Raw genomic sequence first — 13,160 nt, 5'->3', positions numbered from 1 at the left:
GGTGCTGGCTGCGTCAGAGAAAAATTTCCTCGGTCGAGTACTTAAGTACACTCCCTTCGGAAATTTTTATCTTCCTTGCCAGCCCCGAAAAATCTTATTTTTTAGGATTCTTCCGGCACCAGCACCCGTCTTTCGCTTCGCTCCAGACGGAATTAAGGAAGGACAATCAACTGTTTTGTATAACAGCACCGCCGCGAAACGCCGGCGCGTAAGGTTGGAAATTTTCTCAAGCCCCCGCTGCCTGCGAGTGTTGGCTGTAACCAGGCGCCCCGGGCAGGGGCGCCCGCGCGATAGTGAGCGGAAAGGCCACGCCCTTTCCGCGAAACGCAAGCGCGTATGGTTGGAAATTTGAGGCTGGCCCGCCAAGAGCGGGCCAGCCTCAAATTTCCAACTAATGATGGTTAAAAGAAAGGGCGGCCACCGGGGGGACGGTGGCCGCTTGGGAGGGAGGATGTTCTGATGGGGGTTTCAGAGTGTTCTGTAAGGGAGGAAGGTTGGGGGGTGAAAATCGCGGCGTCCCTGATGGGGGCTCAGGACGCTGCGGAAATTTGCTTCATGCGCGCCTCGCTGGTCTGCCTATATGTTGACCGCCGGTGGCGGAGTCAAAGAGTGTTGGGGGGATGCGGGCCCATGCTCCGCCATCCGCTGTATATCTTTTCCAGGTTCTTGGCCCTTGGCCTTTGCAGAACCTTGGGTTTCTTTCAAGCTCTCTTCGGTTTTTTCCAGCGCCCCTTTCCGGCGCGCTCTTGCCCTTTCTTATAGCAACCCGCGTGCCAACATGAGTTTTATGAGATAACCATATGTTATATATTGATATTTTATTTTCCCGCCCCCCGCAGAGGGGGCCAACCCCGGGGCGGATGTATGCTTTTTATACATCTGTTCAGAGGGGCTGTAAAAATATCATCCAAGTGTCCAGAAAGTGGGCAGAGGGTCGGGGAGGCCGGCAGGGGGATCATTAAAAGGAACCGCGGGAAGAAGGAACCGGGGAGGGAGCGGGCGGTGAAAAAAACAGGGCGCCCCGTTTGGGGCGCCCTGGCGGAAAAACGTGTGCGGGAGAACGCGCGGCGTTTGACCGGCTAGCTCCGGCCCGGAGCGGCCACCGGCGTGGCGAGGCCCGAGCCCTTGTGCGGCAGGAGGGGGCGGTCGTCGGTCAAGGGGTTGAGCCAGAAGCCTTCCTCGCCGAGCGGCCCCATGGGCACGCCGACCTCGGTGCGCAAAACCTCGCTGATATGGAGCAGGCGCTGCCGCAACTGGCTGCGCAGCATCTGGAGCTCAAGGCCGATGCGCGGCAGGGTGTCCGGCGGGGTCGAGCTGTCGAAGCGCAGGCTCTCCAGCTCGGCCTTTTTTTCACGGATGCGCACGCGCAGGGCGTGGACATCGGGATGGGCCTCCTGAAGGATCTTCAGCGCCTGTTCCCGCTGGCCTTCGGGCAGGGTTTCGAGCCACTGGCGCACCGAGCGCGTGTAATGGGCCTCGCGTTCCGGGGAGAGGTCATGGGCGTCTGTTTCGTTCTGGATGGCGTGGCGCGCCGGCGTGCCGCCGCGGGCCGCGGCCTCGTCGGACACGGCGGCCGGGGCCAGCAGGGCGGCCGCGAGCAGGAGACTACAGGAGAGTTTGGGCATGGCGGTATTCTTCAGGGCGTATGCGCAGGATACGGCAAAAGGGGCGTTGCAGAGGGACAGAAAAACGAAGTCCTGGGCCGGGCAGTCCGGCACCATTGAGGAAATGATATGCAAGAAATGTGCGAGAAACTCCGTTAAAAGGGGCGCCCCCGGGAGATGACAGGCGCCGGCCGCCCGGCTATACTCCACACATGAATGCAGAGCAAGAGGCAGCGCCCGGCACGCCGGGCGAGGGCCGTCTCAGGGATGCCTGGGCCGCCACAGCGGCGTCGCCCGGGGCGCCGGAGGTGTCTGCGCCGTCTGTCACGTCCGGCCGCAAGGGGGGGAAGGACGGCAAGGGCGGCAAAGGTACGGCCCGCCTGGTCGTGGGCGGCGCGCGCCCGCGCAATCCGGCCCTCGGCATGCCCATCGGCTGGATGCTCGGCAGCGCCGCGCTCATCCTCATCTTTGCCGTGGCCCTCGTGACCTATCTCTCCATCGTGCGCAGCGAGGAGGGCATGGCCGACCTGCTCGCCGAAAAGGGCTCCTCGCTCATCATGGCCTTTGAGAGCTCGCTGCGCACGGGTCTTCGGGGCGAGTCGGCCGTGCGCCTCCAGGTGCTTCTGGAGGAGATGGCCCGCAGCCCGGACATCGAGTTCGTGGCCGTGACCATGCCGGACGGCACCATCGTGGCCCACAGCGAGCGCACGCGCTTAGGCGAGACCCTGCGCATGCAGGACGCGGAAATGGACGAAGACCGCATGGCCGAGCTCGACCCCACGGACGAGATCCACTGGACCATGGTGCGCATGGAGGGGCGGCGCGTCTTCGTGGTCTACCGCCATTTCCTGCTCGGCCGGGAGAACTGGCCGGCCGACCTGCCGCTGCCCACCATCTTCCTCGGGCTGGACGTGGCCCCCTTTGAGATCACGCGCAGCCAGAACCGCAGCTACGCCACGGCGCTCGGCGTCGTCACCTTTCTCATGGGCCTGCTCTGCCTTTTGGCCGTGAGCTTCGCGCAGCGCGCCAGCGAGTCGCGCCGGCGCCAGTACCGCGCCGAGGGCAAGGTGCACGAGCTCGAGGAGGAAGTGCGTCGCCGCGAAAAGCTCGCGGCCATCGGCACCATGGCGGCCGGCGTGGCGCACGAGGTGCGCAACCCCTTAAGCTCCATCAAGGGCTACGCCACCTATTTCCGCCAGCGCTTCAGCGAGGGCAGCGAGGAGCGCGAGGCCGCCTCCATCATGGTGCGCGAGGTCAACCGCCTCAACCGCGTCATCACCGACCTGCTCGGGCTCTCCCGGCCGAGCTACGTGAAGCCGGGCTCGGTGGACCTCGGCGCCATCGTGACCCATGCGCTGCGCCTCATCCGCCAGACCGCGGCCGAGCGCCATGTGGAGATCGTCTGCCGCACCTCGCGCCGGGTGCCCAAGGTCTATGTGGATATGGAGCGCCTGGGGCAGGCCCTGCTCAACCTCTGCCTCAACGCGCTGGACGCCATGCCCGACGGCGGCACCCTGACCATCGCCATCGCCCGCGCCAAGAACAGCGTCTGTCTCATGGTGCGCGACACGGGCACCGGCATGTCGCCGGACACGCTGGACCATATCTTCGACCCGTATTTCACCACCAAGGGCAGCGGCACGGGCCTGGGGCTGCCGCTCGTTCACAAGCTCGTCACGGCGCACGGCGGCAGGATCTCGGTCTCCTCGCGGGAGGCCGTGCCCGGCAAAAACGGCGCCAAGGGCAAGCCCGGCGAGACCATCTTCCGCATCTGGCTGCCGCTGGCGCCAGAGGAAGAGCACGGGGGCCGCTGAACCGGGGCGGGATTTTTTCGACGCCCTGCCGGCCCGGGGGAGGCCCGGCGGGGGACTGGCCCGGCGCTTCGGGAAAGGCGCCCGGGCAACGCAGAGGGATGAAGGAGGAAGGCTTGGCAAGCTCCATTCTTGTGGTCGATGATGACGACGCCCACCGCAGCATGCTCAAGACCATGCTGCGCTCCTGGGGTTTCACCGTGGAAGAGGCCACGGACGGCGACGAGGCCGTGGACCTCGTGCGCGAGCGCGCCTTCGACGCCGTGCTCTCGGACGTGCGCATGGCGCGCATGGACGGCATCCACGCGCTCAAGGCCATGCTGGAGTACAATCCGGCGCTCCCGGTGGTGCTCATGACCGCGTTTTCCTCGGTGGAGACGGCCGTGGACGCCCTGCGCATCGGCGCCTACGACTATCTCGTCAAGCCGCTCGATTTCGACCTCCTGCGCGAAACGCTGGAGCAGGCCATCGAGCGTTCGCAGCACAGCGTGGAGAACCGCGAACTCAGGCGGCAGCTCACCGAGTCCGCATCGAGCCAGGACATCGTGGGCAGGAGCGACGCGCTCAAGCGCATGCTCGGCTTCATCGAGACCGTGGCGCCCACCGAGGCCACGGTGCTCATCACGGGCGAGTCCGGCACGGGCAAGGAGCTTGTGGCGCGCGCCCTGCATTCCTCCAGCGCCCGGGCGGACAAGCCGCTCGTCACCGTGAACTGTGCGGCCCTCACCGAGACCCTGCTGGAATCCGAGCTTTTCGGCCATGAAAAGGGCGCCTTCACGGGCGCGGACCGGCGCCGCGAGGGCCGCTTCGTGCAGGCCAACGGCGGCACGCTCTTCCTGGACGAGATCGGCGAGATGCCGCTCCAGCTCCAGGCGAAGCTCCTCCGGGCGCTCCAGCAGGGCGAGATCCAGCGCGTGGGTTCGGACGTGCCCATCACCGTGGATGTGCGCGTCATCGCGGCCACCAACCGTAACCTCCTGCGCGAGGCGCAGGAAAAGCGCTTTCGCGAAGACCTCTTCTTCCGCCTCAATGTCATCTCCATCGAGGTGCCGGCGCTCCGCCAGCGCGGGGACGACATCCCGCTTTTGGCGGCCTACTTCCTCCAGCGCTTCGCCGAGCGCAACCGCAAGAGCATCAAGGGCTTCTCGCCGCAGGCGCTGGACAGCATGCGCCGCTACCGGTGGCCCGGCAATGTGCGCGAGCTCGAGAACGCCGTGGAGCGCGCGGTCATTCTCTGCTGCGGCGACCTCGTGACGCCGGCGGAGCTGCCGGACACCGTGGCCCACGCGCCCGAGCCCGCAGAGGCCCCGGAGCCGCAGGACGCCATCTCCCTCGCGGGCATGGCCCTCGAGGACGTGGAGCGCCTCGCCATCGAGGACACCCTGCGCCAGACCGGCGACAACAAGAGCGAGGCCGCCCGGCGGCTTGGCATCACCCGGGCCACCCTGCACAACAAGCTGCGCAAGTACGGCCTTGAGCAGGATTAACGCGTTGTCGACGGCCGAAGCATGAGCCGGCGGGTGACACTGGCGGACGTGAGCCGCAAGACCGGGCTTTCGCAGGCCACGGTCTCCATGATCCTCTCGCGGCGCCCGGATGTCTCCTTCGCGGAGGAGACCGTGCGCCTCGTGCGCGCCGCCGCCCAGGAGCTGGGCTATACGGCCGCGCGCCGCCGGGGCGCGCTCTTCGCGCGGCGCACCGTCATGGTGGTCTGCCCCTTCATCCGCAACTACTATTACTCCACCGTGGTCCAGGCGCTCCAGAGCGAGGCCGCGGGCATGGAGTGCAATGTCCTCGTCTATACCACCTACGGCAATGCGGCCGAGGAGGCGCGCCTTCTGCGGGTCATGGCCGAGTCCGACGTGGGCGGGGTGATCTTCGCCATGATGCCGCAGTCGCGGCCGCTGGTGCGGCGCATCGCCCGGCAGCTCCCCATGGTCATCATGGCCGACCGCGAGGGCGAGAGCGCGGCCGACTTCGTGGAGCTGCACAACCGGGAGGCCGGGGCTCTCGCGGCGCGCCACCTGGCCGGCCTCGGGCACAGGCGCATCATCTGCATCTCGACCCCGCTCTCCCAGGCCTTCCCGGTGCGCGTCAGGCGCTTCGAGGGCCTGCGCGACGCCTGGGCCGAGCTCTGCCCCGGGGGCAAGGTCTCGCTGTTCACGAGCTTTGCGAGCCACGCCCAGGCGAGGGACAATATCCTGCTCGAGCGGCACCTCGGCCGCAAAATCACCGCCGCGGTGCTCGAGGAGGCGCGCGAGCCCTTCACGGCCATCGTGGCCATCAACGACATGATGGCCTACGGCGCGCTGGACGCGCTGGCCGCCGCGGGCCTTTCCGTGCCCGGGGATTGCAGCGTCTGCGGGCTGGACAATGACTTCCCCTCCGACCTCGTGGGCGTGAGCCTGACAAGCGTGGAGCACTCCATGGCGCAGAATGCGCAGGAGGCCTTCCGCCTGCTCTACCGCAAGATGGCCGGCGAAAGCGAGGCCACCGAGGTGGCCGTGCGCCGCCATATCCGGCCCGAGCTCGTGCCCCGTGCCTCCACGGCTGCGCCTCCCGCCGGGGCCCTCTAAAATTTTCAATGATTTTTCAATAAAAATCTGGCCGCGCGAACCGGCTTTTTCTTGCCCGGCCCGGTGCCGGTCAGGTATGCAGGACGCGGGAATCGGAGAACACCATGGGCGCACGGCAAAAGGCCACCGGCTGGAAGGTGCCCCTGCTCTTTTGCGGGGCCATGCTCGTCCTCGTGGGGCTGGGCGCGCTCCTGCGCACGCCGCCGGCCCCGCCGCCAGAGCTGCCGCAGCCGCTCATGGACAAGGCCCGGGCGTTCGCCATCGACCTCGATGCGCCCGGGGGGCGCCCCTGGAAGGAGCGCATCGTGAGCGCGGCCAGCGGCTTCGTGGCCCCGGAAGTCAAGGCGGAGCGCCTGGCCGCCGTGGCGGCCGAGGCGACGGCCCAGGGCCGGCTGGACGCGGCCTGCGCCGCTGCCGTGCAGATAGAGGACGAGGCCCGGCGCGACGCCGCCTTTGCAGGCGTGTTCCGCGCGGCGCAGGCAAGCTGCGCGAGCCTCCCGTGGGCCGTGTTCGCCGTGCACGGCGTGCGCGGGCGGCAACTGGCCGAGGCCCTGGCCGGCGAGCTTGGCGCCCGGTGGCGGGTCTGCGAAGGCGGGAGCGGGCACGGCGCCCCCTAGATCGCCGACACACTTTTCAAGATCGGGCCCACACCTCCCTCGGGCCCCGGCCGCCCTCTCCCCACCAGCGCAGGGGAGGGGGCGGTTTTTTCGCGCCCGAAGCGCGCCGGGCTTGTAAAAGCGGGCAAATCGCCGTATAGCCAAGGGTACGATTTTCCGCACCTGCCGCGTTGTATCGCGCCTTTTTCAAGGCTCGCGCCGGGAGCGCCCGACAGCCGCGGGGCGAAGGCCCGCATTGGCCGCACGGGCAAGGCCCAGGGGCACGGAGCCGGGGAAGCGCCTCCATGTATAGCTGCACCATCAGGATCTGTCTTGCGGGCTGCCCGGAGCCTGTCGTCCGCGTGGCCGAGGCCCTTGCGCCGCTGCCCGGTTTTTCGCACGAAATTTTCCTTGAGCCCGTCGCCGGGGCCGATGTCATCCTCACGAGCCGGGGCGGGGCAGACACGGCGCCCGACTGGGAGGCCGTGCTCGCCCTTGGCCGGGAACACCCGTCGGCCGGGCTCATCGTGCTGGCGCCCTGCGGTCTCGATGTGCCCCAAGCCGTGCTCCGGCGCGCCGCGGACATCTGGCGCCTGCCCATGGACGAGGCCGAGCTGCGCTTCCGCTTCGGCCGCTGGCAGGAGCGCTTCAGGGAGGGCAAGGACTTGTGGCAGGCGCGGCAGTTCCTCGAGGCCGTGCTCGAGACGAGCCCGCACATGATCTGGTTCAAGACGAAGGACGGCCTGCACGAGCGCGTCAACACCAGTTTCTGCCGGGCCGCGGGCAAGACGAAGGCGCAGATAGAGGGCCGGGAGCACGCCGCCGTGTGGGACGTGGAGCGCGACGACCCGGCCTGCGTCGAGTCCGAGCGCATCGTCATGGCAGAGGGCGGCATCCACGTTTCCGAGGAGGCCATCCGCACGGGCGCGGGCGAGCGGCTGCTCACGGTCTACAAGTCGCCGCTCCACAATGTGGACGGCTCGGTCATGGGCACCATGGGCATCGCCGTGGACGTGACCCGCGAGCGCCGCTACCGGGAGCGCATCCTGCAGGACAACGCCGCCCTGGAAGCCCTGTTCACCAGCATGGATTGCGGCATCCTCTGTCACTCGCTGGACGGCGGCCGCGTCATCAGCATCAACCGCGCGGCCCTCGAGCTGCTCGACTTCAGCTCGCGCGAGGACCTGCAATCCCACGGCTTCCAGATGGTGGCGAGCACCGTGGCCGAGGAGGACAAGGACAAGCTGCGCGCGGCCATCGGCCAGCTCAAAAACGCGGGTGACAGCACCAATTACGAATACCGCGTCCTGCACCGGGACGGCCGCACCGTGCACATCATGGGGAGCGCCCGCCTGGTGGAGAAGGACGGCGAGCTCGTCTGCCAACGCTTCCTTCTCGACTGCACGGCGCAGAAACTGGCCGAGGAGCGCGAGCAGCACGAGAAGGAACGCCGCCAGCGGCGCCTCGTGCGCGCGCTCAGCGCGGATTACCAGCTCGTGTGCGTGCTTGACGCGGGCTCGGACGACGGGCGCGTGCTCCAGCTCGCCGGCGCCCCGGACAGGCGCCTCGGCGAGATCTTCGCCGGCGACGCGCCCTTCATGGAAAAGGTGGAGACCTATGTCCTCACCTGCGTCCACCCCGATGACCGCGAGGCCCTGCGCAAAAGCTGCTCGCCGGCGGCGCTCCGCGCGGCCCTGGCGGAGCGGGAGACGGTCTATCACAATTACCGGGCGCTCAATGGCGCGGACATCCTCTATTTCCAGCTCAAGGCCGTGCGCGTGGGCGCGCCCGACGAAGACTTCGGCGTGGTGGTGGGCCTCCAGAGCGTGGACGCGCGCACCCGCCGCGAGATGGAGCAGAAAAGCCAGCTCGCCCAGGCCCTCAAGCAGGCGAAGAAGGCCAGCCGCGCCAAGAGCCTCTTCCTCTCCAACATGTCGCACGACATCCGCACGCCCATGAACGCCGTGGTGGGCTATACCTCACTGGCGCTCACCCATCTCGGGCGGCGCGGCCAGGTGGAGGGCTACCTGCAGAAGATCCTCGCCTCGGGCAACCACCTCATCAGCCTGATCAACGACATCCTCGACATGAGCTATATCGAGAGCGGCAAGATCGAGCTGGAGGAAAAGCCGCAGGAGCTGCCCGTCATCCTGCGCGAGATCTGGAACATCGTGCAGCCCACGGCCACCGCCAGGGAGCAGACCCTCACCCTCGAGGTGGAGGGCCTGCGCGACGAGCGCGTGCTCTGCGACAAATTGCGCCTGAACCAGATTTTGCTCAACCTGCTCAGCAACTCGGTCAAGTATACGGACCGCGGCGGCGCCATCGGCATGCTCGTGCGCGAGACGGCATGCCCGGAACCGGGGCGCGCGGCCTATGAGTTCCGCATCCGCGACAACGGCATCGGCATGAGCGAGGACTTTCTCGCGCGCATCTTCGAGCCCTTCGAGCGCGCGCAGACCTCCACCGTGGCCGGCACCGAGGGTACCGGCCTCGGCATGGCGATAACGAAAAACCTTGTGGACATGATGGGCGGCCACATCGAGGTCACGAGCGCCCTTGGCGTGGGCACGGAATTCGTGTTCCGCGTCAGCTTCCGTCTGCCCGAGGATGCGGCGGAGCACGGCCTCCCCGGTGGCGCCACGGCGCGCGTGCTCGTGGCCGAGCCCGACCCGGCGGACGGCGCGCGCTTCCTGCGTATGCTCCCCGACCGCGGCGTGGAGGCGCATCTCGCCACCACCGTGGCCGAGGCGCTGGCGCTTCTGGAAAGCCCGGGCGGCTATGACCTGTGCCTTGTGAGCAGCCATTTTCCGGGCGGCGCGGCCGAACTCGCCCGGCGCATTGCCGCGGCCGGCGGCGAGGCGCGCCCCTTCACGGCGCTCATGCGCGACAACTGGGCCGGGGTGCACCCGGACATGCCCGACACGCCGGAAGAAGGCGTGGACGCATGGCTCGGCAAACCCGTGTTCTGGGGGGATGTGCGCGCGCTGCTCGAGGCGGCGAGGGGGGCCGGCGCCGGGGACGGGGCCCATGCGGTGCCGCGCGCGCCGCGGCCCGGGCGCCTTTTGCTCGCCGAAGACAATCCCATGAACCAGGAGATCGCCGTGGAGTTCCTGACGGACGCCGGCTATACGGTGGACGTGGCCGCCAACGGCCGCGAGGCCGTGGAAATGCTGGCGGCCGCCCCGGCGGGAACGTATGACGTGGTGCTCATGGACGTGCAGATGCCCGTGCTGGACGGCTACGGCGCCACCCAGGCCATCCGCGCCCTGGAGGATCCGGCCCGGGCCTCGGTGCCCATCATCGCCATGACGGCCAATTCTTTCGAGGAAGACAAGCAGGAGGCCCTGCGCCGCGGCATGAACGGCCACATCGCCAAGCCCATCGACTTCAACGTCCTGTTCGGGACGCTGGCGCGGCTGCTCGGGCAGGACAGCCCGGAGTGAGCAGCCGGGCCCCCGGCGGGCGGCCGCTCGCGGCCCCGCATCGCTTTACCCTACTTCGCCCCTTTCTTCCCGCGCCCGGCCAGTACCTTCTCAAGCGTCGCGCGCGCCAGCATGCCCGGCGCCTCGCCGCCCTTTTCCGTGAGGATGACCACGGCCTCGTCCAGTTGCTCCGGCGTGAGGCCGGTGTTGAGGGCAAAGCCGAGATGCGCGCGCAACTGGTTCACCGCGGGGAGCGCCGCCAGCGCGGCCACGGTGGCGAGCTCCCGTTCCTGCTCGGTCAGGACGCCGCGACTGAAGATGTCGCAAAACAGGTGCTCCTTTAAAAACGCGTCAATGGCCGGCGCGAACTCATAGACGGGCGCGTTGGCCGGCCGGCCGAGCAGGGCCGTCTGCGTGGCCGTGCCGATGGCGTTCCGGTCCGCGCCGGCGGGGAGCTCCCTCGGCGCCTCCCCCTCGGCGTCCTCCTTGCCTGCCTGCCTGCGCTTTTCCACAACGGCCATGAAGGTGTTGAGCCCGTCGAGGCTGCGGGGGAAGCCGCAATAGGCATAGAGCTGGATGAGGACTTCCTTGATGTCGTTGACGTTAAGGCCGCTCTCCAGCCCGGCCTCCAGCGCCTGCGCGAGCGCCGCCTGGTCGCCCGACGCGGTATGGGCGGCAATGGGGACGATGGCTGCGCGGCGCGCGTCAAGCTGCCCGGCGGTGGCGCCCCCCGCGAGCGACAGGAAGAGCGCCCCTGCGGCGAGGAGAAGAAAGAGCTTTTTCATGCGTGTTCCCGCCTACTTTTTGCCGGCATACTGCTCGTCCGTGACCTCTTCCATCCAGTCCACCATCTTGCCGTCCTTCATGCCGTGGATGGCCAGGTGCTGCATGGCCGTGGTGGGCGAGGCGCCGTGCCAGTGCTTCACGCCCGCCGGGCACCAGACCACGTCCCCGGCCTTGATCTCCCACACCTTGCCGTCGGCCGTGCCCGTGAGGCCCGAGCCTTCGGTGACGATGAGCCGCTGCCCCAGAGGGTGCGTGTGCCAGTAGGTGCGCGCGCCCGGGTCGAAGGTGACGAGCGAGACGCCGTAGGGCGCGTCCTCCGTGGGCCGGAAAAAATGTTCGCGGCGCACCGTGCCGGTGAAGGTGTCGCCCTTGCCCACGTGGGAAGGGATCTCGCCGTTCTTGATGACCGTATATCCCTCCTGGGCCTGCCCGCTCACGGGCACCACGGCCAGCAGCGCGCCCAGCGCGAGCGCGATTAGCAGGGATTTCAGCATTTTTCCCTCCCTTTTTCAGGTTCGTACGGCGGAGAGCCGAGCGCCTACGGATGCAGCCTCAGCTCCTTGCGCCCCCGTTCCAGCGCGGCGTTGCAGGCGCGGTCGAGGTCGGCGGCGCACTGTTCCGGCGTGATCCTGAGCGCCAGCAGCTTGTTGATATTGGGCCAGAACACGCTGCGGAACGAGTCGCGCCGGCCCTGCCAGTTGGGGCTTTTGTTGGTGAAGTTGACCACGTTCACGGCATTGCGCTCAAATTCGTCGATCAGCGCGATGCGGTCGCGGTAGCGGGCGAGGCTGCGCTTGCTTGCCGGGATATTGCCGGCCGAGAGGTCGCGCCATTCGTCATGGCTGTAGAGATAGGCCAGAAAATCCTTGGCCGCCTTGACCCGGGCCGGGTCGCCGTTGTCGAACACGGCGAAGCCGATGTAAAAGGCCGTGGCCACCGTGCCCGGATAGTTCACGAAACCGTACTCGTCCAGATGCGGGGCGAGCGCCCGGTTGACGTTGCTGAACATGAAGATGGCGAGCTGCCCGTTGGCGAAGAGCGCGGCGCAGTCCTTCATCTCCAGGTTCTCGGGATGCGGCGGGAACCAGCCGCGGCGCACGCCCTCCTGAAGCCACGCCAGCGCCTTCACCGTCTCGGGCGCCTGAAAGTCGAAATTGCCGTCGCTGTCGAAGATGGTGCCCCCGAAAGCACGCAAATAGGTGAGGATGTGCGTGTCGCCGTCGTTGTTCTTGGCGAACAGGGCCAGCGGGTAGATGCCGTGCGGAAGTTTTGCAGCGAGCGTGTCGAGGATGTGCTGCCACTGGGGGAGGCTCCAGTCCTGTATCTCGCGGCCCGTGCCGATATAGTCCTCGAGGCCGCAGCGCCGGAAGAGCTCCTTGTTGTAGATGAGGATGTTCTGCATGCTCAGGAAGGGCAAAAGATAAACGCGCCCCTCGCGGCTTGCGGTGTCCAGCGCCTGCGGGTCGAGATCGGCCCTGAGGGCCGGGTCGAGCACATCGTCCAGCGGCACGGCGCGGCCCATGTCGATATAGCCGATAAGATTGAAAAACGCCCCGAAAAGGATGTCCGGCGCCTGGGCCGTGCCGAGGCTGCCGGTGACGGCCTGCATCTCGTCCACATGGTTGAAGGTCTTGACCTCCGGCTGCACGGGCGCCCCGGCGCGCTGCTTCGCAAAGGCCGCGGACGCCTGCTTGAGGAAGGAAGTGGTGTCGCGGATATGCGGGTTGCTCACCGTGTTCATGGTCTGTGCGGGCGTCATGATGACCAGCGGCTCGGGCGTGGATGGCTCGGAACCGCAGCCGGCCAGCAGGACCCCGAGCAGCAGGGCGGCGAGCGCGGCGTGCGCGGGGCGGCGGCTCACGGGCGCCCCTTCGCCGCGGGCCTCCCGGGCGCGCAGTTGATGGCGGCCATCTTCTGCAAAAAGACCTTGATGTCGATGGGCTTGGTGAGAAAGTCGTCCATGCCGCTGGCCATGGCCTTGTCCATGTCCTCCTTGAAGCTGTTGGCCGTGCAGGCGTAGATGGTCACGGTCTCCGCGTCCGGCCTCTTGAGGGCGCGGATGGCCGCGGTGGCCTCGCAGCCGTCCATGACCGGCATCTGCATGTCCATGAGGATGACCGCGAACTCGTCCTCGGCGGACGCGCGGAAGATCTCCACCGCCTCCTCGCCGTTTTTGGCGTGCACCACGGAAAAGCCCGCGTCGGCCAGCACTTCCATGAGAAATTCGGCGTTGAATTCCGCATCCTCGGCGAGCAGGATGCGGCCCTTGCGCGGCGGCTCGGGCGCGGCCGGCGTGGCGGGGGCCTGCGGGCTCGCCGTGCCCGGCGTCGCCGGAGTGGCGGCGGGGGCTGCCGCTGGCGCG

At 67.8% G+C, this 13,160-nt stretch carries 11 protein-coding genes; 6 read left to right on the top strand and 5 right to left on the bottom strand.

The window, feature by feature from the left end:
* Positions 1–212, top strand: a 212-nt coding sequence (locus tag HDR50_RS11455) for a hypothetical protein (RefSeq protein ID WP_291358332.1), incomplete at its 5' end; no start/stop codon positions are given.
* 867 nt (positions 213–1,079) lie between these two features.
* Here the strand turns inward: HDR50_RS11455 and HDR50_RS11450 are convergent.
* Positions 1,080–1,625 carry a hypothetical protein gene (locus HDR50_RS11450; RefSeq protein WP_291358331.1) on the bottom strand — a complete coding sequence of 182 codons (546 nt, stop codon included), beginning with the start codon at positions 1,623–1,625 and terminating at the stop codon, positions 1,080–1,082.
* A gap of 191 nt (positions 1,626–1,816) precedes the next feature.
* On the opposite strand from HDR50_RS11450, the gene zraS reads away from it, so the two are divergent.
* The 5 genes from zraS (at position 1,817) to HDR50_RS11425 (ending at position 10,033) form a co-directional block, all read left to right on the top strand.
* On the top strand, positions 1,817–3,418 hold the full coding sequence (gene zraS / locus HDR50_RS11445) for a two-component system sensor histidine kinase ZraS (RefSeq protein WP_291358330.1): 1,602 nt from the start codon (positions 1,817–1,819) through the stop codon (positions 3,416–3,418).
* Between the two features lie 113 nt (positions 3,419–3,531).
* Positions 3,532–4,902, top strand: a complete 1,371-nt coding sequence (locus HDR50_RS11440) for a sigma-54 dependent transcriptional regulator (protein ID WP_291358329.1) — start codon at positions 3,532–3,534, stop codon at positions 4,900–4,902.
* A gap of 21 nt (positions 4,903–4,923) precedes the next feature.
* On the top strand, positions 4,924–5,991 hold the full coding sequence (locus HDR50_RS11435) for a LacI family DNA-binding transcriptional regulator (RefSeq protein WP_291358328.1): 1,068 nt from the start codon (positions 4,924–4,926) through the stop codon (positions 5,989–5,991).
* 104 nt (positions 5,992–6,095) lie between these two features.
* Positions 6,096–6,608, top strand: a complete 513-nt coding sequence (locus tag HDR50_RS11430) for a GTP cyclohydrolase (RefSeq protein WP_291358327.1) — start codon at positions 6,096–6,098, stop codon at positions 6,606–6,608.
* A gap of 284 nt (positions 6,609–6,892) precedes the next feature.
* Positions 6,893–10,033: an ATP-binding protein gene (locus HDR50_RS11425; protein WP_291358325.1), complete on the top strand. Its 3,141-nt coding sequence runs from the start codon at positions 6,893–6,895 to the stop codon at positions 10,031–10,033.
* 50 nt (positions 10,034–10,083) lie between these two features.
* On the opposite strand, the gene HDR50_RS11420 is transcribed toward HDR50_RS11425, so the two are convergent.
* The 4 genes from HDR50_RS11420 to HDR50_RS11405 all read right to left on the bottom strand — a co-directional run.
* Complete coding sequence (locus tag HDR50_RS11420) at positions 10,084–10,797, bottom strand: carboxymuconolactone decarboxylase family protein (RefSeq protein ID WP_291358323.1); 714 nt, start codon at positions 10,795–10,797, stop codon at positions 10,084–10,086.
* Between the two features lie 12 nt (positions 10,798–10,809).
* On the bottom strand, positions 10,810–11,292 hold the full coding sequence (locus tag HDR50_RS11415) for a cupin domain-containing protein (protein WP_291358321.1): 483 nt from the start codon (positions 11,290–11,292) through the stop codon (positions 10,810–10,812).
* Between the two features lie 44 nt (positions 11,293–11,336).
* Entirely contained in the window at positions 11,337–12,659 is a 1,323-nt protein-coding gene (locus HDR50_RS11410) for an extracellular solute-binding protein (RefSeq protein ID WP_291358320.1), read from the bottom strand.
* On the bottom strand, positions 12,656–13,160 hold a 505-nt coding region (locus tag HDR50_RS11405; RefSeq protein WP_291358319.1), incomplete at its 5' end, for a response regulator. The genes HDR50_RS11405 and HDR50_RS11410, both read right to left, overlap by 4 nt.

Source organism: Desulfovibrio sp. (assembly GCF_014803725.1).
GTDB lineage: Bacteria > Desulfobacterota > Desulfovibrionia > Desulfovibrionales > Desulfovibrionaceae > Desulfovibrio.
Note: the sequence above shows the minus strand (reverse complement) of the source record. Positions and strands in the feature narration are given on the sequence as shown.